Origin of the sequence: Shewanella sp. Scap07 (assembly GCF_013394145.1) — a bacterium.
Taxonomy (GTDB): domain Bacteria; phylum Pseudomonadota; class Gammaproteobacteria; order Enterobacterales; family Shewanellaceae; genus Shewanella; species Shewanella waksmanii.
Genome location: NZ_CP041329.1, coordinates 4,537,622 through 4,558,197, shown reverse-complemented (window position 1 = coordinate 4,558,197; position 20,576 = coordinate 4,537,622). Strand labels below are relative to the sequence as shown.

Below are 20,576 nucleotides of genomic sequence, written 5' to 3'. Positions count from 1 at the left end.
ATGTGGTTTGCAAGCTTGCTAAATGGGACTAGTCCATCACAAGGAGATTGGGGAGTGACAATGAATCGAGCAAGTAAGTTAGCGATTGGGGTAGCATTAAGTTTAGGGCTACTGGCCTGTAGCAGTAACGAGCAGAATGAGACCGTTGCATCCACATCGGTAAAAGTCTCAGGTGTTGAACAACAAAATTTCGATACCGAGGTACGTCATCAAGATGACTTTTACTACAGTGTTAATGGCCATTGGCTAGCAAATACTCCTATACCGGCAGACAAATCAAATTACGGTGCTTTTTCTGTTCTGTATGAACAAAGTCAAAATGCGCTAAAGACTATTATCGAAGCAGCGGCAGCCACACCGAACAAAGCGCCAGGGTCAAGCGAGCAGAAAGTGGGTGACTTCTATGCCAGTTATATGGATGAAGCGCTAGTTGAAAAGCTTGGTGTTACCCCGCTTAATGACGCATTGAGTGAAATCGCATTGGCGAAAGATCATAACGATATTGCTACGCTAATGGGCAGTATGCTGATTAGCGGGACCAGTATGCCATTTGGGTTTTATGTTAATAATGATGCTAAAAACTCCAGTGAATACGCGGTGTATATATATCAGTCAGGCCTCACTTTACCCGACCGCGATTATTACCTTAAAGATGATGAAAAGTTCGTTGCTAATCGGGCGGCGCTAAAAAACTATGTCACCCAGCTACTGGCTAAAACCGATTATGCCGATCCACAGCGAGCAGCAAATAGTGTCGAGCAAATAGAAACTTTTATTGCCCAAAGCCAGTGGAGCCGTGTTGAGTCACGTGATGCCAACAAAAGCTATAACAAAATGACCAAGCAAGCGTTGCAAGAGATGGTGGTTAATTTTGATTTTGTGCAATTTGCTGTCGGCGCCGACGTTGAAAAAGTTGAAGATGTGATTGTGCGTCAGCCCTCATACTTAGCCAAGTTTGGTGAGAAGTTTACCGACTATTCAGTGGCACAGTGGCAGGATTATTTAGCGTTTCATCTTGTTGATAGCTATGCCGAGCTGTTGAACAAAGAGATGGTTGATTTACATTTTGCCTTTCACAGTAAAACCCTAATGGGGATTGAAGAGCAAAAACCGCGTTGGAAAAAAGCGGTCGATGCTGCCGATCAGGTTATTGGCGAGCTGGTGGGTAAAGAGTATGTGAAGCAACATTTCAAACCAGAAGCCAAAGCACGCATGGAGCAGCTGATTCAGAATTTGATTAAAGGTTTTGAAGTCAGCATCAATGAACTGGAATGGATGACGCCTGAGACCAAGATTGCCGCCCAGGAAAAGCTATCTAAGTTTACCTATAAGATTGGCTACCCAGATAAATGGAAAGATTATACTAATCTGCAGATTAAAGCTGACGACCTAGTGGGTAACTACCAGCGTTATGCGTTATTTGAGTATCAATCGATGCTTGATAAATTAGGCAAACCCATTGATCGCACTGAATGGTATATGACGCCGCAAACCGTGAATGCGTACTACAACCCGGTCATGAATGAAATTGTATTCCCTGCTGCGATTTTACAACCGCCATTTTTTAATATGGACGCCGATGATGCCATTAACTACGGTGGTATTGGTGCCGTGATTGGGCATGAGATCAGTCATGGTTTTGATGATCAAGGTGCTAAGTATGATGGCGATGGCAACTTACGTAACTGGTGGTCAGATAAAGATCGTCAAGAGTTCCAAAAACGTGGTGCACAACTGTCGGCGCAATATGCCAAGTATGAAGCCTTGCCTGGTAAGTTCGTCAATGGCGATTTAACCCTTGGCGAAAACATTGGTGACTTAGGTGGGCTGACTGTAGCTGCTCGCTCCTATAAATTGAGCTTAAATGGTCAACCTGCGCCAGTTATTGATGGCTTTACCGGTGAACAGCGAGTATTTATTGGATGGTCACAGGTGTGGCGCCGCAATTATCGAGATGAAGAGCTGGGTCGCCGATTGCTTACTGACTCGCACTCTCCCAGTCATTTCCGAGCGATGGGAACACCGAGAAATATCCCCGCATTTTACGAGGCATTTGGTGTACAGCAGGGTGATAAAATGTACTTAGCACCAGAGCAGCGGGTTAAGATTTGGTAACTGCAATCGGTTATGGTCAATAACAGTGACAAGCCCACTCATATGAGTGGGCTTTTTATATTCACCACACAAATATTGGTCGCAGTAAATGCAGTGCCGCCTAGCGGTTACTGCCTAAGACGGTTTGGTATTTTGCTGCAATAAGGGGATAAGCTGGCCTAAGTTGTTTAGCTGACTGTCAGCAATTTGCCAACGGCTTAGGCTGGCTTGCTCTGCGGCTGGAATGATACAGGTCTGCATATTGGCGGCTTTCGCAGCTATCAGGCCATTGAATGAGTCCTCAATCGCGATGCATTGATGAAAGGGGGTATCTAGCTGTTGGGCGCAGAGGATATAAACTTCTGGGTGGGGTTTGCCGAATGCTAAGCTTTCAGCAGATTGCAATGCGTCAAAATACTTAGCAATCGATAGTTTGTTTAAAACAGCACTGATTATTGCAGAGGAAGATGAGGTGGCTAGACCGATCTTATAGCCCTGTTCACGACAATAATTGAGGGCGTCAACAACACCTTCCATTGCTTGGCCGCGAAGATTAATGTCTGCGACAACACTATCAACAATCGCTTTAGCTGTGGTCGCATTGTCATAATTAGCCCATGGATATCGCTGATACCAATAGTGAACGACCTGATCGATTCTTAAGCCTGTGGTTTGCAAAGTATCTTGGTAAGTAATGGGCAAACCCAATGCTTGCATTGTTTCAAACTCGGCTTGCTGCCAGCTGGGCTCAGAATCGATCAATACCCCATCCATGTCAAAAATAACGGCTTTGATCTTGTTTGAAGTCATAGTCATTTCCTATCTTCGTTATAACTACGGTGAATAGTAGTCGCTATTTGTATCATTTATTGTTTATTTTACTAGCTAATTATAGAGTATTTCAGCGATTTTAATGATAAAAATTCAACGCGACTATTATGATAAATTAAATTTAATCAATAATTTATGCTGTTTTCGCTGAATGTCTAATAGCTTTTTTTCATTAGGGGAGTAGGCTAGGACGGTACCCCATGTGAGCCATGAGGATATTTTACTCAGCAAGAGTGTGATCTGATTCATACTTTTTCAAAGCTGGTGTATAATGCCAGCCAGTAAAAAGGGTAGAGCCTGCCGGACTGTCAGCTTCAAATGTGAAGACGTGCAGTTTCGCTGTTAGAACGCCAAACAAAGAGGAATGTTGCCGTGCTAGAAGCATATCGTAAACACGTCGAAGAACGTGCTGCAGAGGGCGTAGTCCCTAAACCACTCGATGCCCATCAAGTGGCCGAGCTAGTTGAATTAGTTAAAAATCCACCAGCGGGTGAAGAAGCGGTCATTATCGATCTGCTTGAAAACCGCATTCCACCGGGTGTTGATGAAGCCGCTTACGTGAAAGCAGGTTTTCTCGACGCGGTAGCTAAAGGTGATGTCACTTCTCCAATTCTTTCTGCTGAGCGCGCTGTTGAGCTGCTTGGTACTATGCAAGGTGGTTATAACATTGAGCCACTTATTGCCCAGTTAGATGACAACGCTAAAGCCCCATTAGCTGTTAAGGCGCTATCAAACACGCTATTGATGTTTGACGCTTACCACGACGTGGTAGAGAAGATGCAGGCTGGCAATGCCGCTGCTAAGCAGGTTGTTGAGTCATGGGCCAATGCAGACTGGTTCCTAAACCGTCCAAAACTTGCTGAAAAAATCACTTTGACTGTGTTCAAAGTCACCGGTGAAACTAATACCGATGATCTCTCTCCTGCACCTGATGCATGGTCACGCCCAGATATCCCACTGCACGCATTAGCCATGCTAAAGAATGCTCGTGACGGTATTGTGCCTGACGAAGCGGGCGTAGTTGGTCCAATCAAAGAAATCGAAGCATTAAAGGGCAAAGGTCACCCACTGGTTTATGTTGGTGATGTTGTCGGTACGGGTTCTTCACGTAAATCAGCGACTAACTCTGTACTGTGGTTCATGGGTGATGATATCCCTAATGTACCTAACAAGCGTGCAGGTGGTTTCTGCCTAGGTGGTAAGATTGCACCTATCTTCTTCAATACTATGGAAGATGCGGGCGCACTGCCGATTGAGCTAGATGTAAGCAAAATGAACATGGGTGATGTGATTGATATCTACCCATACGAAGGTGTGGTTAAGTCAAACAGCACTGGCGAAGTGATTTCTGAGTTTTCACTGAAAACGGAAGTCCTGCTTGATGAAGTCCGTGCTGGTGGCCGTATTCCACTTATCATCGGTCGTGGTCTAACTGACCGTGCTCGTGAAACTTTAGGCCTAGATGTTTCTGATGTATTTGTGCGTCCAGGTGACGTTGCAGACACAGGTAAAGGTTATACCCTTGCACAGAAAATGGTAGGTAAAGCATGCGGCGTTACGGGTATCCGTCCTGGCCAATACTGTGAGCCTAAGATGACTTCGGTTGGTTCGCAAGATACCACAGGCCCGATGACCCGTGATGAGCTAAAAGATCTCGCTTGTCTTGGTTTCAGTGCTGATTTGACCATGCAGTCATTCTGTCACACTGCAGCTTATCCAAAGCCTGTTGATGTTAATACGCATCAAACACTGCCTGATTTCATCATGAACCGTGGTGGTGTTTCGCTACGCCCAGGTGATGGTGTTATTCACTCTTGGTTAAACCGTATGCTACTGCCTGATACTGTGGGTACTGGTGGTGATTCTCATACGCGTTTCCCAATTGGTATCTCTTTCCCAGCAGGCTCTGGTCTAGTCGCGTTTGCTGCTGCGACCGGTGTTATGCCATTAGATATGCCTGAATCAATTTTGGTCCGCTTTAAAGGCGAAATGCAGCCAGGTATCACGTTACGTGACCTTGTACATGCTATTCCACATAAAGCGATTGAAATGGGTCTACTGACCGTTGAGAAGAAAGGCAAAATCAATGCCTTCTCTGGTCGTGTCCTAGAAATTGAAGGTCTAGAGCACCTGAAAGTAGAACAAGCATTTGAGCTATCTGATGCATCAGCAGAGCGTAGCGCCGCAGGTTGTACTATTAAGCTAGATAAAGCACCTATCATCGAATACTTGAACTCTAACATTGTGATGTTGAAGTGGATGATCAGCGAAGGCTATGGTGACCGTCGTACAATCGAGCGTCGTATTCAATCGATGCAAGAGTGGATTGCTAATCCAGAGCTAATGGAAGCTGATAGCGATGCAGAGTACGCAGAAGTTATCGAAATCGATTTGAACGATATCAAAGAACCCATTCTTTGTGCACCAAACGATCCAGATGATGCGGTACTGCTATCTTCAGTTGTTGACACTAAGATTGACGAAGTGTTCGTTGGTTCTTGTATGACTAACATCGGTCACTTCCGTGCCACAGGTAAGATGCTAGATAAGTTTGCTAAGACATTGCCAACCCGTCTATGGATTGCACCACCCACTAAGATGGATAAAGACCAGCTTACTGAAGAAGGCTACTACGCTATCTTTGGACGAGTTGGTGCGCGTATTGAAATCCCTGGTTGTTCACTGTGTATGGGTAACCAAGCCCGTGTTGCAGAAAACTCAACCGTGGTGTCGACATCAACACGTAACTTCCCGAACCGTCTGGGTACTGGCGCCAATGTCTACTTGGCATCTGCTGAGCTTGCCGCAGTTGCTGCACTATTGGGCCGTTTGCCTTCACCTGATGAGTATCAAACATACGCTAAAGAGTTAGATGCTACGGCAGCTGACACTTACCGTTACTTGAACTTTGATGAGATTAAGTCTTATACCGATAAAGCGGATAATGTGATTTTCCAATCAGCGGTTTAAGTTAACATCCGATCTAAAAAGGCCAGCTAATTAGCTGGCCTTTTTTATTGATATTAATCGGTGGAATAACTTCGCTGTTGAACGGCAATGAACAGCAAATAATGCGCTATGAATGGTTAGCGTGCAGTACTTCTAGCAGTTTGTCTTCTAACTCAAAACGGGTTTCCATTGCATGACCTAATGAAGATAGGTCTTTATCCAGTTGATAGAGAATTTTATCGTCTTCAGCTGCAGTATATTTATCGTTGAAATCCAGTGCCATATCTGTGGTTTCGCTGATTTTTGGTACTAAGTTTTGTGCCAAAGATTGACTCGACTCACCATTTTTTTCGCAAGCGGTAACGACGCGATCATAGACTTCAAAGTGACCTTCGGAAACGTAATCCATTAACACGTCACAAAACGCTTTTACTGTGGTGACTGCTGGTAAGGAGTTTTCGGTAGACTCATAGGGTGGAATGCCTGCGATTTGACAGTATTTAATCAGCAGTTTACGACGATGGTTGAGCCACTGATCGATCAGCGTGTTAGCGCCGCCCCATTTCTGTTCGACTTTTTCTAACTGTCTGAGCATGACTTTCCCCATTAAGTATTCGTCCTTAAGATCTAATGTAGGTGAGAATGACTGGTTTGATCAACCACTTTCGACCAATATTCGCTGATATTTTAGTCGTAGTGCTGCCGTTATCATAAGCTACAGCGGCGTGTTATCTGCAGTTTGCAGTATACAAAGATATTTCTGTCAGTTAGTTGATGGGTCAATTTAAGATACACCAGCAATGAAAGCTGATGTTCAACTGCGAGATACGCCATCTATATCTGCTAACACAAGGGCTATTTTGGTGGTTGATTTGGATGAGTTTTGTTAAGTAATTGACTGTTTTAAAGGCTTAAAAATAAAATGCCCAGCGATAGAAATCTATCGCTGGGCGAGGAAAGTTTTTACGGGCTCGATGCGACGAGCTTCTTGATTGTTCTTGCTAGCGCAGACTTTTTATACCAAAGGCTGCATAGCCGTGCAACTTTTTTCTTTCAATCTGCGCACAAATACCCACAAAATTATTAGTGCTATTTGCCAATAAATCTCACTGTTTTGTAAAAAACGTGTCTTATATCGACTTCAAACAAATATGCAGCGGCTTTTGTCACATAAATGTATAGACACTGGTTACTTTATTCTCGCAAATGCTAAACTACCGACCCATGCGGATATCACAACAAGTTAGGAATAAAGCCAAATGGCAGAATTAAAGAATGATCGTTATTTACGTGCGTTATTAAAACAGCCTGTCGATAGAACTCCTATTTGGATGATGCGCCAAGCCGGCCGTTATCTTCCAGAATATAAAGCGACGCGTGCTGAAGCTGGCGACTTTATGTCTCTATGTAAAAACAAAGAGCTAGCTTGTGAAGTGACCTTGCAACCTCTACGTCGCTATGATCTTGATGCGGCTATCCTATTCTCAGATATTCTGACTATTCCTGATGCGATGGGCCTAGGTCTTTACTTCGAAACCGGTGAAGGTCCACGTTTTGAGCGTCCAACTGACACTATCGATTCGATCAAAAAGCTATGCGTACCCGATCCAGAAATCGAACTAAAATATGTCATGGATGCTGTAAGCACCATTCGCCGTGAGCTTAAAGGTGACGTGCCACTGATTGGTTTCTCTGGTTCGCCGTGGACACTCGCAACCTATATGGTTGAAGGTGGTTCAAGCAAGACTTTTGAAAAGATCAAAAAGATGGCTTACGAAGAGCCAGCAACATTGCACATGCTGCTAGATAAGCTTGCTGATTCAGTGACATCATACCTTAATGCACAAGTTGCTAATGGTGCGCAGTCTCTCATGATCTTTGATTCATGGGGTGGTGCATTATCTCACCACGCATACCGTGAATTCTCATTGCGTTACATGCAAAAAATTGTTGATGGCTTAACTCGTCATGCTGACGGTCGCCAAGTGCCTGTTACCTTATTCACCAAAGGTGGCGGTCTATGGCTAGAAGCGATGGCTGAAACAGGTTGTGATGCATTGGGTCTAGACTGGACAGTAGACATTGGTGATGCACGTCGTCGTGTGGGCGAGAAAGTTGCCCTTCAAGGTAATATGGATCCTTCAGTCCTTTATGGTACGCCTGAGCGTATTCATCAAGAAGTGGATCAAATCCTATCATCTTACGGTGAAGGTACAGGCCATGTATTTAACTTAGGTCATGGTATCCATCAGCATGTTAATCCAGAGCATGCCGGTGCATTCATTAACTCTGTGCACGAGTTATCGCCTAAGTATCATAAGTAATACTTAACTTAGCTAAAAAAGCCCGCTATTGCGGGCTTTTTTGTGGCCATTTTTCAGCTCAGAGGCTCTACTGCCAGCTTGAAGGTGCTGCCCACTCCTGGGGTACTCTCAATCTCGATATCATATTCTAACAGTGCGACAAGTTGCCGAACTATCGCCAACCCAACCCCAAGCTGTGGCAAGCTGTGCTGATTTTCTAGTCGGGCTTGGTTGCTAGATAGCTGTTTTAGGGCGCTAAGTTCGTGCTTATGCATGCCAGAGCCATTATCGGTGACCTCCAACCACAGTTGGTTATCATGCTGTTGTAAGTTGATATTGATGTAACCGCCCTTTGGGGTATAACGAATCGCGTTATCGACCAAATTATTTAGCACCCGGGTTAATAATTGCGGGTCGCTATGGATCACCAGATCAGGCTCGGCGTGGAAGTTGAGTTCGACTTTTTGCGATTGGGCTCGGGGAGCAAATTGCTGCTGTAAGTCGTGGAGTAATTGCTGCAGATTGACCGCTTGCTTATGTACATTAATCTGGCCATTTTCTAGTGCCGTCAATTGTAGGATCTGGCTTAATAACTGTTGCAGTTGTTCACCAGCGCGAGCAGCGACCTCTATCAGTTCGCGGTTTTGTTTATCCGCAGGCAACAACAACCAAGTATCAATATAGCCCTGTAGCGAGGTTAGGGGGGTTTTCAAGTCATGGGACAAGTGCAGCATAAACTCTTGGCGGGCTTGTTGCTGGTTAACAAGATCGCGGTGCTGGCGATGAATGCGACTAAGCAGGTGATTGATATCTTCTGTTAGCTGGGTAATTTCCCGTGGTGCGCGTTTATTTAATGGTAATGCCAGTGCTTGCTCGCCATCTTTATTCAAACTGCGCAAACTATGTTCTAGCTTAGCTATTGGCTTGGTGAAGTGGCGTACCAATAGCACAAAAAGTAAGATGGCAAAGATAAAGCTCACTAGCGCCCCGGAGGCCCAGTGGGTTAATTGTTGTTGCTCGTTTGTCAGGCTTTGCCAATTATCGAATAGCTCGCCACCAATGATGACGTACAGGTAGCCGGTTTTCTCGCCACTGGGTGTTTGCAATTCAGTGACTGAAAAGATCTTATCTTTGTTATTTGAGCGTGGATCTTGGCCTAAAATCGGTAAACTGGCTCCGCTAAGGAACTGGTTTAGCGGTAAGGTATCGACTTGTGGTCGTTTGATTTTTTCTTGTTTGGCATCGTAGGCAATCACATTGCCAGCTAAATCTAAGGTGTAAATCTCAAAGCTTGGCCCTAGTAGCATAAAGTCGTGAAATGCTTCTTTTAGTGCAGCACTTGATGTGACTCCTTGGCTAAGCAAGGGGTTGATATCGGCCATGTGTGCAGCAAGCTCATTATGTAAGGATTGCTGCACAAGTTGGGCGTTATGGGTTTGGCTATGGCTAAACCATTGCCACAGTGCCATACACAACACGAACACCGCTAAAGTTGCCGAGATAAGTATCCGTCCAAATAAACTATTCATTGTTCACTCTCAATGTGTGGGTGGAGAGAATTTGTAGCCTACGCCCCAAACCGTTTTTACCAACTCTTTAGTCCAGGGATCTTGCGACAGCTTTGAGCGCAATCGATTGATATGACTGTTGACCGTGTGCTCGTAGCCTGAGTATGAATAGCCCCAAACGGCTTCAAGTAGTTGCATACGGCTGAAAACTTGTTTGGGATGGCGTGCTAAGAACAGCAGTAGATCAAATTCTCTCGCCGTTAGCTCTAATGCAGTATTGTCAGCCAGTACTTCACGGGTGATACAGTCAATGGTGAGCTTTTCAAAAGTCAGTTGCTCTTGGTGTCGGTCGGCTTGCGGTGCCACTTGGCGTCGTAACCTGGCTTTAACCCGGGCTCTAAGCTCAAGCACACTAAAGGGTTTGACTAAGTAGTCATCGGCACCAGACTCAAGCCCAAGCACGATGTCTGCCTCTGTGTCTCTTGCTGTAATGACCATACAAGGCGGTAACAAATGCTGTTGGTAGAGTTGCTGGCACAGGGTCAAGCCATCGCCATCGGGTAACATTCTGTCTAGCAGCAGTAAATCAAATTGCTGCTCAGCCAACATCTGATTGGCTTGGCTCAACGTGGTTGCATGGCTAACCTGGTAATTGAGTGAGGTCAGGTTCAATTGTATGAGGTTAGCCAGATCCAACTCATCTTCTACCAGTAAGATTTTCTGAGTAGATTGCGTAGCCGATGCCACATTTCCTGTTTGCATATCGAACTCCTAAAGTTGATCACGTTGAAGTAGACCAACCTTAGGACGTTTTTATTTCGCATCAGCGGTATTTTTCTATTCAGTGCGACTAATACTGATACTGACAACTGGGTTATCAAAGCGATGGGAAGCATCCAATACCGAGTCGGCTAAGCCATCATCAGCACTGATCACCCCTGGATGAATATAGACATAATCGACATCATCACGCTCGGCATTAAAGCCTTCACCGCTGTCAGCTGGCCCAGGAATAGTGCCTTTAAATTCACTGTTCGCTTCGGTACCTGCATCGTAAGCATTCGCCGTCATGCTCACCGATTCATCTAGCGCTAACCCAGCGATTGAGTACCGATTCAGTCCGGTAAACGCATCATTAGTGTTAACCAACATACTTAATACCGATAGTGAGTCGACATCAGCTTCAGCTAGCGTAATGTTAATGGTTTCACTCATGCCGGGCATGATAACGCCGGTGCCTGTGGCTAACATAGTGACTGCTTCCATATCAGCATAGGCTGAGCTGTCACCCGATTCCGCTAGGGTTTCCAAGGCAAGGCTGGCCATCTCACCGGTTTGCCACGCGAAGTAGTCACTGCCAGTTGCTAGCACGGCTACTGGTGACAATGGCTGGTTGGCGGTTAGGTTAGTAACAGTAACCGCATAAGTATGTTCAACTACAGGGGCTGGCGTCGGCGCAGGTGCTGGATCTGGAGTAGGCGCAGGATTATCGTTGTCTGAACATCCAGAGACTGCGGCCAGTATGCCGGCACATAAGAGTAATTTTAACGGGCCTCTATTGAGGTTTGAAATCATCATAGTGATTCTCCTACTTCACGGTCACTGTTAGACGTGCAACAGGGTTTAACCAGCGGTGAATACGACTGTCTAGATCGCTCATGCCACCTGCCGCGTCAGTATCACCGAGTACGCCTGGGTGGACGTGTACTTTGTCATTGCCGCTGGCATCCATTACACCGGTTGCATTGCTACCACCGTCGCCACCAGGAGCTGCAGGAATCCCCGGAACGCCAGGCATCCCGCCTCCGTTAATGATTTCATCATTGGCTTCTGTGCCTGCATCATACGCATTAATATTGACGGTATATGTGCCAGGCGTGGTTGGAATCATCCAGCTATTGAGACCAATGAAGGCGTCATTGGTTGGTAGCACCATAGCGACGACAGAAAGATGAGTCATAGTTTGAGTATCAAATTCCATCATGGTGGTTTTCTGCCCCGGTGCCATGAGCCCGCCTGCAAGGTTGGCAATCGACACGCCGCCAGCATCGGCAACTGCCATATCTAAGTCTGCAATATCACCACCTTCGGCCATTTTCTGTAGCGCAGGGCTTGCCATGTCGCCAGCATTAAATAGTTGAGTGTCAGTGTCATGTGCAGCCACTAGTACCGGAGTGAAGTGATTACCATGGGTTAAGTTCACTAAGCTAATTTCTAATTCTGCGGCACTCGCGGAAGCGGCGAATAACGTGCTTAGGGCGACTGCGCTATATAAAGGCTTAAGGTTCATTGTAGAGCTCCTGTTTGAAGTTTTATTCGGTAACAGGATTAAGTGTGCGCTAGCAATCTCACCGATTTGTGTCCTATTTATAACAAAAGTTTCACATTTGCCTTGTGGTTGATATTTATGCGAAATAGCGCCAGAAATCGCTAAGTTAACCAGACTATCGTGACAAGTAATGCGCTATATCAAAGCAGAAAGTGGCAAATAACATACCCTACTGCCTATTTATGCAACGAGTAGTACGGTAACTGTTTTAACCCTTAACTATTTGCTGTATTTTGCTTGCGGTACCTCAATTTTAGAGCGCTGCATCACTTTCACTTTCGGGATTTCACAACTGAACATGCACATTGGCAAGAAATTAGGTATTTTTGTAGTTTGCTTTTGTCTGACAGCAGTGGTGATTGTCTCATCCGCGTTGAGCTTATGGTTTGAGCATCGTGTTAAAGAGCTACGTTACAATGCCTTTAATGTCGAGTTGGTGAATATTGACGAGCAGTTACGTCGTGATATTGAACAGCTAGAATTATTTACCCAGATCTATGCAGCACCGGTTGCATCGTTACCACCAGAGCAACGTTACTTGCTCGAAGGGGCGTGGACCCAGAGTCAGTTGGGTCAGTATTTGAGTTTATATATCGTAGAGCAAGGCAAATTGGTGCCTCTGTCTGATACCCACAGCGACTTGAATTTTTTCCAGCTTGATCCTATTCCCCGTGCGCTACTTGAACTGTCCTCTCCCAAATCTGGTTTGTATCTGACTAACGACGCATATTTTATTGTCAGTGTGGTGCCTGTGGCGGATATTGGCGCGGTGATGATGGTTCGTAAGCTAGAGTCGCAGCAGTTGATGAATTACGGCCTAGCAGGATTAGTGACCGATATTACTTTGCAGCCAGGGCCTGCGGCTGATGATATTACAGCTAAACAGCATAATTACAGTGCCGACCTTGCAGTACCGTTGCTGTTGCCGTCAAACGTGTTGCACTTACAAGTTAACTTTACTGAGCGCGCCTTTGAACAAGTTGAGCTCAAATACGATTTAGTGACCTACCTGATTATTGCATTTGGCCTGTTACTGCTGGTACTGGGCTATATGTGGCTGCGAGTTAGCATTATCAGGCCCTTTAAACATCTGATGTTGCAGTTGGACCAGATTGATCCTAATGCCACACATTATAGCCAGTTGCGTGGCCAAGGTTGTGCTGAGTTAGTGGTCATGGCCACCAGTGTCAATCGCCTTCTAGAGAAAATTTTTCTGCAAAAAGAACGCGCTAAGACGACCTTAGAGTCCATTGCCGAAGCGGTGATATTAACTAACACCCAAGCCAAGGTGGTTTATTTAAATCGCCAAGCGGAGCAGCTATTAGCAACCAGTAACAATACAGCTTGTGGCATGCCTTTAGCGCAGCTCATCAGTGATGATAAAGATGTTGAGCAAGCGGTATTCAATGTCATGAGCCAGCAACCTTCTAAACCCATGGTAAAGAAGATTAAGGTGCGCGCTAATGGCCCTAAAGTGATGGAGCGCAGCATCAGTCATTTAAGGGATCATCAACAAGCTATTATTGGTACTGTGGTGGTGCTCAGAGATATTACCCAAGAAGAGTTGCTTACACGGCAGCTACGACGCCGGGTGAGCTATGATCCGGTAACTTTGCTGTTAAACCGCTGTGCTTTTGAAGAAAAACTAGAAGGCTTTAGTGTTGGCGCTCAAACTGTCGCCTTGTGCTATTTTGACTTAGAGCAATTTAAGTTAATCAATGATTCATGCGGCCACAATGCCGGTGATCGAATCTTGAAAATGGTCGCCAAGGCGATTCAATCCAGTGTCGATGATGATGCGCTTGTGGCGCGTTTAGGCGGCGATGAATTTGGCTTGGCTTTACGCGATCACAGTGCGTTAGCGATTGCCCAGTTGGCGAAGCAGATTATCCATGCCATTATCTTACAAGTGCTAGAGCACCAAGGTTGTCACTATCGTATTGGGGTCAGTACCGGCGTTGCACTTGCTCGCGCACCCTTTATCAACGCCAAAGAACTGTTAAAAGATGCTGACATTGCCTGTATTGCAGCTAAGCAAAAAGGCTGCAATCAGATCCACTTTTATGATGATAAAGATAAAGAGCTCAATTATCAGCGCAATGCGCCAAAGTGGGCGGTGCGCATTGCCCAAGCCATTGAGCACAATGAACTCCTACTGTATTACCAGCCAATAAAGAGTATGGCAAGACTCCCTTCTCGGCAGCGGATGGAAATCCTGCTACGTATTCAAGAACCCTGTGGCCGCATTTTGTCGCCAGCACAGTTTATTGCCGCTGCAGAGCGATTTAAGCTAATGACAGATGTCGATAAAGAAGTGATTCGCAAAACGTTTTTATGGTTATCACTCAATGAACATTTGTGGGCAGACCATTGCTTGTCGATCAACTTGTCGGGTAACAGTTTAGGTGCTGAGGGTATGGTGGAGTACATTGCGGAGCAGCTTAACCGGTTTGATATCCCCAGTAGTTGCATCTGCTTTGAAATTACCGAAACCAGTGCAATCCAAAATCGTAATCGCGCCATGGATATGCTCAACCGCCTGCGCAAATTAGGGTTCTCATTCGCACTCGACGACTTTGGTAGCGGCTTCGCATCGTATGGCTACTTACGTGAATTGCCGGTCGACTATGTCAAAATTGATGGATGTTTTGTCAAAACGATTGCCAGCAATGCCAAAGATTACGCGATCGTAAAGTCTATTCATGATGTTTGTTGTGTGATGGGGATAGAAACTGTCGCTGAGTTTGTCGAGAACCAAGAAATTATCGATAAGCTGAGTGATATAGGCATCAACTATGCCCAAGGTTATGCGATTGGCAGGCCGCAAAGTTTAGATTTATACCAGAAAGATATTGCCCCTAACGCCAAAGCCATTGCCTAATTCTCTGTGATAGGTGTGATTTAGCACTTAGCAAACACTTGCAGTTTGCCAGCCTCTATGTGAAGTTAGCGAGTTAAAGTTAATAGTCTAATTCATAATCCAAGTAGGTTGCTAGCATGCAAGAGTTGCACAACAAGGTTGTCATCATCACCGGCGCATCTGAAGGCATTGGCCGAGCCTTAGCTAAAGCGATGGCGCCGCTTGGCTGTCAATTAATGCTCAGCGCTCGTAATCAGCAGCGTTTAGATTCTCTCGCGCAAGAAATAGCCCAAGCGGGCTACCAACAGCCTAAGGTGTTTGCCGCTGATGTGACTGACAATGCCAAATGCCAACAGTTAGTCGATGCGTGCATCGCAGATTATGGCCGCCTCGATATTCTGATTAATAACGCTGGCATGACGATGTGGTCTCGGTTTGATGAATTGGATGACTTGTCCATTTTAGATAGACTCATGCAGGTCAATTACCTTGCGCCGGCAAGGCTGACTCACTGTGCACTACCTAGTTTAAAAGCCACAGAGGGGCAGGTGGTCGTCGTGGCATCCGTTGCTGGATTAACCGGTGTGCCAACTCGGTCGGGATATGCTGCATCAAAACATGCTGTGATGGGTTTTTTCGACTCACTGCGGATTGAGCTTGACGCGGATAATGTGGCTGTGACCACAATCTGCCCTGACTTTGTGGTTTCAGAGATCCACAAACGTGCGCTTGATGGTAAAGGACAGCCACTGGGTCGCACCCCGATGCAAGAAGCGAAAATCATCACCGCTGAACAGTGCGCCCAGATGATGCTACCTAGCATTGCCAAGCGACAACGCACGATGATCACCTCTTTGCGCGGACGCTTGGGGCGTTGGGTAAGGTTAATTGCACCAAAATTTATTGATAATATCGCCCGTAAGGCTATCGCATCAGGGCATTGATAGCTAACGCTATAAACAGCCAGCTCAAATTCCGCCGGTCACATCTAGATAATTTCCGGTAGAAAAAGAGGACTTATCAGACGCTAGCCAATAAATGGCTTCGGCGACCTCATTGGCGGTGCCCCCGCGTCGCAGCGGTATAATGGGTTCAAGCCTTTCAACTCGCTTAGCGTCGCCACCATCGGCATGCATGTCAGTATAAATAAACCCTGGGCGCACACAATTGACTCTGATCCCCTCTGCTGCAACCTCTAGCGCTAGACCTTTGGTAAGCGTGTCTATTGCGCCTTTCGATGCTGCGTAGTCAATATATTCATTAGGCGAACCGGATCGCGCCGCACCCGATGAGATATTCACAATGGTCCCCCCATTTCCTCCATGACGTGCCGACATGCGTTTAACCGCTTCTCGGCTGCAAATAAAGTAGCTGGTGACATTGTTGACGAGTATCGAGTTCACTCTCTCAGCGGTCATATCTTCTAAGCGTGATTGGGGGCGTAAAATTCCGGCATTATTGACTAATACTGATAACGGGCCTAACTGCTTATCTGTGGTTTCGAATAAGCGTATTACATCAGATTCACAGGCGACGTCAGCTTGCACTGTAATGCATCTACCACCCTTGGCAGTAATTTCTTTGGCAAGTGCGCTGGCGGCATCGACATTGGTCTTATAATTAATACAAACGGCATAGTTTTTAGCTGCAAAAAGCCTTGCTGTCGCCGCACCAATGCCTCTACCTGCGCCGGTGATTAACACCACTTTTTGACTGTTCATCAGTTGTCCTTGTGCGACTAATCTTTACCAAGCGTATCGTCGATATAGCCCTTAATGTACCGAAACCATGTCCCTGTAGGCAATAAAAAACCCAGCGATTAGCTGGGCTTTAATTCAATGCTGCACTTACTTAAAGTGGAATTAGCTTTCGCGGGCAATCGCGCGGTAGGCGATATCGGTGCGGAAGTACACATCATCCCAATGGATAGCATCAACAAGCGCGTAGGCAGATTGCTGCGCTTCAGTGACCGTATTCCCTAATGCGGTTGCGCATAATACGCGGCCGCCACTGGTTACAACGTGGCCATCTTGCATTGCTGTGCCTGCATGGAACACTTTAGCATCGTTGTTGCCAAGGCTTAAGCCTTCAATCACATCGCTCTTACGGTACGCATCTGGATAACCGCCTGCGGCCATGACTACACCAACGGCTGCACGAGAATCAAACTCGGCAGTCACTTTATCGAGTTCACCGCGGGTTGAAGCTAAGCAAAGCTCAACCAAATCAGATTGCAAACGCATCATAATTGGCTGGGTCTCTGGGTCACCAAAGCGGCAGTTGTACTCAAGTACTTTAGCGCTGCCATCTGGCGCAATCATTAGACCAGCATATAAAAAGCCTGTGTATACATTGCCTTCAGCAGCCATACCATCAACGGTTGGGCGGATGACATTTTCGATGGTCCAATCGTGTACTGCTTGCGTCACAACAGGAGCAGGAGAATACGCACCCATTCCACCTGTGTTAGGGCCGTGGTCTCCGTTATCGCGCGCTTTGTGGTCTTGGCTGGTGGCCATGGCTAAAATATTTTTGCCGTCGACCATCACGATAAAGCTCGCTTCTTCACCTTTAAGGAACTCTTCAATGACCACACGAGAGCCAGCTTCACCGAACTTGTTACCTGCTAACATATCTTCAATTGCAGCATCGGCCTGGGCTTGATCTTGGGCGATAATGACACCTTTACCCGCAGCAAGACCGTCAGCTTTGATCACGATAGGAAAACCGGTGGTAGCAGTAACTTGAGCAACATAAGCTTTTGCTGGCTCAATGTCAGTAAAGTTTGAATAAGCAGCTGTCGGGATATCATGACGAGCTAAGAAATCCTTGGTAAATGCTTTAGAAGATTCAAGCTGCGCAGCCCCTTGGGTTGGGCCAAAAATGGCTAGTTTTGCATCGTTAAAAGCATCAACGACACCCAGTGCGAGGGGGACTTCGGGGCCGACAATAGTCAGTGCGACATCTTGAGTTTCAGCAAAAGCCACTAAACCCTTGATGTCTTCTACTTGGATAGCGACATTTTCAAGCTTTGGCTCAAGAGACGTGCCTGCATTACCCGGCGCAACAAATACCGTTTCAACTTGTGCAGATTGTGCCGCTTTCCATGCGAGTGCATGTTCGCGACCGCCGCCGCCAATAACTAATACTTTCATATCTTTACCTTTTATAGCTGTGCCTTTTTCTGTATCTCGCATGCTCATGTATTGGTATTTTCACCAACAAGCGTTTGTGCGTGCGTTAGAGCTAGAAAAAATGGCTTGCTGTAAACGTTAAAAATTAACCTTGCTAGTACACGAATGAAGCGTTTATAGCTTCATTCGCGCCAACCAAATTAATGACGGAAGTGACGCATACCGGTAAATACCATCGCCATACCATGCTCATCCGCGGCAGCAATGATCTCTTCATCACGGATTGAACCGCCAGGCTGAATAATGCAGCTAATGCCTGCTTCGGCTGCAGCATCAATACCGTCACGGAATGGGAAGAAGGCATCAGATGCCATTACCGAGTTTTGTACTTCTAAGCCTTCGTCAGCGGCTTTAATACCAGCAACTTTAGCGCTATAAACACGGCTCATTTGCCCTGCGCCGACACCGATAGTCATGCTGTTTTTGGCATAAACAATCGCGTTTGATTTAACAAACTTAGCGACTTTCCAGCAGAACATCAGATCTTTCATTTCAGCTGCTGTAGGCTGGCGTTTAGAAACCACTTTGACGTCGTCTAAGCCGACCATACCTTGGTCACGGTCTTGTAGTAGCAAACCGCCATTAACGCGCTTGTAATCTAAGCTTGTGGTTTTGCTTGTCCACTGGCCACACTCAAGTAAGCGTACGTTGGCTTTTGCCGCGACAACATCACGGGCAGCTTGGCTTACCGTTGGCGCAATAATCACTTCAACAAATTGACGTTCAACAATGGCTGTTGCAGTTGCTGCATCTAGCTCGCCGTTGAAAGCGATAATACCGCCAAAGGCTGAGGTTGGATCGGTTTGGAATGCGCGGTTGTAGGCTTCAAGTAGGTCTTTACCAATGGCGACACCACATGGGTTAGCGTGTTTAACAATCACACATGCTGGCTCATCAAACTCTTTGACACACTCAAGCGCAGCGTCAGTATCGGCGATGTTGTTATAAGACAGCGCTTTACCTTGTAGTTGCACCGCAGTAGCGACAGAGGCTTCATCTAGGTTTGTGTCAACATAGAAAGCGGCCGCTTGGTGGCTGTTTTCGCCATAGCGTAGATCTTGTTTTTTCACTAACTGGGTGTTGTAAGTGCGCGGGAATGGTGAGTCCGCATGGCACTCATCTTTACTGTGCGCAGGCACTTTAGTACCAAAATAGTTAGCAATCATGCCGTCATAGGCAGCAGTATGCTCAAATGCGGCAATGGCGAGATCGAAACGAGTTTCTAGCGTAGTGCTGCCATTATTAGCCTGCATCTCAGCTATCACACGGTCGTAGTCGCTTGCATTGACAACAATCGTGGTATCTTTGTGATTTTTGGCGGTAGAGCGCACCATAGTGGGGCCGCCGATATCGATATTTTCTACCGCATCAGCTAAGGTGCAGCCTTCTTTGGCTACGGTATCTGCAAATGGGTAAAGGTTAACGGCAACCAGATCGATAGGGTTGATGTTGTTCTGTTCCATTACCGCTTCATCAACACCGCGACGCGCGAGAATGCCACCATGCACTTTAGGGTGCAAAGTTTTTACACGGCCGTCCATGATTTCTGGGTGACCAGTATAATCTGACACTTCAATGACCGGCACACCATTATCTGCCAACAAACGGGCGGTGCCACCAGTAGAGAGTAGTTCTACTCCTTGGGCATGCAAAGCTTTAGCAAACTCAAGAATTCCGGTTTTATCTGAAACGCTTAATAGCGCGCGACGAATGGGTCTGGCATTATTCATTTTGGGTACAGGGTCCAGTAGTTATATTTAAGGATCTTTCGGAAAACAGAACAGTTACTGATGCCTATCTGTGCATTCTGCTTTCCAAAAGTCCCTCAATTTTTATTCCCGTCCATCGAGGCGCGCGTATTTTACCGTAAAAAGCGCTTTGACGCTTTTTTTTTCTGCGTGATTTCACAATACGTATATGCGAACAGGCAAATTCGACATTTTTTATTAATAATAACCCTTGACCTTAGATTTAACTCTAAGGTTTATACTGACGACTAACTTGACCAATAGTGTCGAGTCGCACGAGTTAATGAGGTGGTTTATGTATCGTATTGGAGAGCTGGCAAAAGTGTGTGAGGTTAAAACTGACACACTCAGGTTTTATGAGAAGCACGGCTTGCTTGCGCCGTCATCACGAACCGAGTCAGGCTATCGAATCTATACCCAAACCGATGCCGATAGATTACGTTTTATTCTGCGAGCGAAGGCGGTGGGGTTTACGCTAGCCGAAATCTCAGAGCTATTATCTATCGAGCTCGACAAAGCCAATTGGGCGTGCGCCGATGTGAAAGGGTTAGTGGATGACAAGTTGTCTCATGTTGAGCAGAAAATTGCTGAACTTGAGCGTTTTCGCCGTTCACTGAGTAGCTTGTCGCAAGCCTGTTGTGGCGGACCGGAAAGTGCCGAGCATTGTTCAATTTTAGAAGCATTAGAAACAAACTGTGACCAGATTAGGTGTGAAAATCACCGCCATGATGCAAAACAAGCGCATAAGCAGTAGTAAAGC

At 46.1% G+C, this 20,576-nt stretch carries 15 protein-coding genes; 6 read left to right on the top strand and 9 right to left on the bottom strand.

Annotated features, from left to right (window positions below):
• Window positions 1-60: 60 nt before the first annotated feature.
• Window positions 61-2,115: a M13 family metallopeptidase gene (locus FLM48_RS20090; protein ID WP_179025903.1), complete on the top strand. Its 2,055-nt coding sequence runs from the start codon at window positions 61-63 to the stop codon at window positions 2,113-2,115.
• Window positions 2,116-2,229: 114 nt separating this feature from the next.
• Here FLM48_RS20090 and hxpB read toward each other — a convergent pair whose 3' ends face one another.
• Window positions 2,230-2,904, bottom strand: coding sequence for a hexitol phosphatase HxpB (hxpB, locus tag FLM48_RS20085; protein WP_179025902.1), 675 nt, complete (start codon window positions 2,902-2,904; stop codon window positions 2,230-2,232).
• A gap of 393 nt (window positions 2,905-3,297) precedes the next feature.
• On the opposite strand from hxpB, the gene acnB reads away from it, so the two are divergent.
• The gene (gene acnB, locus FLM48_RS20080; RefSeq protein ID WP_179025901.1) at window positions 3,298-5,895 is read left to right on the top strand and encodes a bifunctional aconitate hydratase 2/2-methylisocitrate dehydratase; all 2,598 of its coding nucleotides are present in this window, start codon (window positions 3,298-3,300) and stop codon (window positions 5,893-5,895) included.
• A 106-nt stretch (window positions 5,896-6,001) separates the two neighbouring features.
• Here the strand turns inward: acnB and FLM48_RS20075 are convergent, their stop codons facing one another.
• Window positions 6,002-6,469 (bottom strand): Rsd/AlgQ family anti-sigma factor, encoded by a 468-nt coding sequence (locus FLM48_RS20075; protein ID WP_028773333.1) that lies wholly within the window; start codon window positions 6,467-6,469, stop codon window positions 6,002-6,004.
• A gap of 664 nt (window positions 6,470-7,133) precedes the next feature.
• Here FLM48_RS20075 and hemE point away from each other — a divergent pair.
• Window positions 7,134-8,198, top strand: coding sequence for a uroporphyrinogen decarboxylase (hemE, locus tag FLM48_RS20070; protein WP_028773334.1), 1,065 nt, complete (start codon window positions 7,134-7,136; stop codon window positions 8,196-8,198).
• Window positions 8,199-8,251: 53 nt separating this feature from the next.
• Here the strand turns inward: hemE and FLM48_RS20065 are convergent, their stop codons facing one another.
• The 4 genes from FLM48_RS20065 to FLM48_RS20050 form a co-directional block, all read right to left on the bottom strand.
• Complete coding sequence (locus FLM48_RS20065) at window positions 8,252-9,706, bottom strand: HAMP domain-containing sensor histidine kinase (RefSeq protein ID WP_179025900.1); 1,455 nt, start codon at window positions 9,704-9,706, stop codon at window positions 8,252-8,254.
• Window positions 9,707-9,715: 9 nt separating this feature from the next.
• On the bottom strand, window positions 9,716-10,447 hold the full coding sequence (locus FLM48_RS20060) for a response regulator transcription factor (protein ID WP_179025899.1): 732 nt from the start codon (window positions 10,445-10,447) through the stop codon (window positions 9,716-9,718).
• A gap of 75 nt (window positions 10,448-10,522) precedes the next feature.
• The gene (locus FLM48_RS20055) at window positions 10,523-11,263 is read right to left on the bottom strand and encodes a spondin domain-containing protein (RefSeq protein WP_037471024.1); all 741 of its coding nucleotides are present in this window, start codon (window positions 11,261-11,263) and stop codon (window positions 10,523-10,525) included.
• Between the two features lie 10 nt (window positions 11,264-11,273).
• Window positions 11,274-11,975, bottom strand: coding sequence for a spondin domain-containing protein (locus tag FLM48_RS20050; protein WP_028773338.1), 702 nt, complete (start codon window positions 11,973-11,975; stop codon window positions 11,274-11,276).
• A 337-nt stretch (window positions 11,976-12,312) separates the two neighbouring features.
• Between FLM48_RS20050 and FLM48_RS20045 the strand changes: the two genes are divergently transcribed.
• Both FLM48_RS20045 and FLM48_RS20040 read left to right on the top strand, forming a co-directional pair.
• Window positions 12,313-14,895 carry an EAL domain-containing protein gene (locus FLM48_RS20045; RefSeq protein ID WP_179025898.1) on the top strand — a complete coding sequence of 861 codons (2,583 nt, stop codon included), beginning with the start codon at window positions 12,313-12,315 and terminating at the stop codon, window positions 14,893-14,895.
• Between the two features lie 116 nt (window positions 14,896-15,011).
• Window positions 15,012-15,818 (top strand): SDR family oxidoreductase, encoded by an 807-nt coding sequence (locus FLM48_RS20040; RefSeq protein ID WP_179025897.1) that lies wholly within the window; start codon window positions 15,012-15,014, stop codon window positions 15,816-15,818.
• Between the two features lie 24 nt (window positions 15,819-15,842).
• Here the strand turns inward: FLM48_RS20040 and FLM48_RS20035 are convergent, their stop codons facing one another.
• From FLM48_RS20035 to purH, 3 genes are all read right to left on the bottom strand, one after another.
• Entirely contained in the window at window positions 15,843-16,595 is a 753-nt protein-coding gene (locus tag FLM48_RS20035; RefSeq protein ID WP_179025896.1) for an SDR family oxidoreductase, read from the bottom strand.
• 141 nt (window positions 16,596-16,736) lie between these two features.
• Window positions 16,737-18,029, bottom strand: a complete 1,293-nt coding sequence (gene purD, locus FLM48_RS20030) for a phosphoribosylamine--glycine ligase (protein ID WP_179025895.1) — start codon at window positions 18,027-18,029, stop codon at window positions 16,737-16,739.
• 179 nt (window positions 18,030-18,208) lie between these two features.
• Window positions 18,209-19,798, bottom strand: coding sequence for a bifunctional phosphoribosylaminoimidazolecarboxamide formyltransferase/IMP cyclohydrolase (gene purH, locus FLM48_RS20025; RefSeq protein WP_179025894.1), 1,590 nt, complete (start codon window positions 19,796-19,798; stop codon window positions 18,209-18,211).
• A 313-nt stretch (window positions 19,799-20,111) separates the two neighbouring features.
• Here purH and zntR point away from each other — a divergent pair, with 313 nt between their 5' ends.
• The gene (gene zntR / locus FLM48_RS20020) at window positions 20,112-20,570 is read left to right on the top strand and encodes a Zn(2+)-responsive transcriptional regulator (protein ID WP_179025893.1); all 459 of its coding nucleotides are present in this window, start codon (window positions 20,112-20,114) and stop codon (window positions 20,568-20,570) included.
• Window positions 20,571-20,576 lie beyond the last annotated feature (6 nt).

Bases quoted from the DNA above. Each gene is read 5' to 3' on its own strand.
- purD (WP_179025895.1), bottom strand. From the start codon at position 18,029: ATGAAAGTATTAGTTATTGGCGGCGGCGGTCGCGAACATGCACTCGCA.
- hxpB (WP_179025902.1), bottom strand. From the start codon at position 2,904: ATGACTTCAAACAAGATCAAAGCCGTTATTTTTGACATGGATGGGGTA.
- FLM48_RS20040 (WP_179025897.1), top strand. From the start codon at position 15,012: ATGCAAGAGTTGCACAACAAGGTTGTCATCATCACCGGCGCATCTGAA.
- FLM48_RS20035 (WP_179025896.1), bottom strand. From the start codon at position 16,595: ATGAACAGTCAAAAAGTGGTGTTAATCACCGGCGCAGGTAGAGGCATT.
- FLM48_RS20075 (WP_028773333.1), bottom strand. From the start codon at position 6,469: ATGCTCAGACAGTTAGAAAAAGTCGAACAGAAATGGGGCGGCGCTAAC.
- FLM48_RS20050 (WP_028773338.1), bottom strand. From the start codon at position 11,975: ATGAACCTTAAGCCTTTATATAGCGCAGTCGCCCTAAGCACGTTATTC.
- zntR (WP_179025893.1), top strand. From the start codon at position 20,112: ATGTATCGTATTGGAGAGCTGGCAAAAGTGTGTGAGGTTAAAACTGAC.
- FLM48_RS20090 (WP_179025903.1), top strand. From the start codon at position 61: ATGAATCGAGCAAGTAAGTTAGCGATTGGGGTAGCATTAAGTTTAGGG.
- hemE (WP_028773334.1), top strand. From the start codon at position 7,134: ATGGCAGAATTAAAGAATGATCGTTATTTACGTGCGTTATTAAAACAG.
- FLM48_RS20055 (WP_037471024.1), bottom strand. From the start codon at position 11,263: ATGATGATTTCAAACCTCAATAGAGGCCCGTTAAAATTACTCTTATGT.
- FLM48_RS20060 (WP_179025899.1), bottom strand. From the start codon at position 10,447: ATGCAAACAGGAAATGTGGCATCGGCTACGCAATCTACTCAGAAAATC.
- purH (WP_179025894.1), bottom strand. From the start codon at position 19,798: ATGAATAATGCCAGACCCATTCGTCGCGCGCTATTAAGCGTTTCAGAT.
- FLM48_RS20065 (WP_179025900.1), bottom strand. From the start codon at position 9,706: ATGAATAGTTTATTTGGACGGATACTTATCTCGGCAACTTTAGCGGTG.
- FLM48_RS20045 (WP_179025898.1), top strand. From the start codon at position 12,313: ATGCACATTGGCAAGAAATTAGGTATTTTTGTAGTTTGCTTTTGTCTG.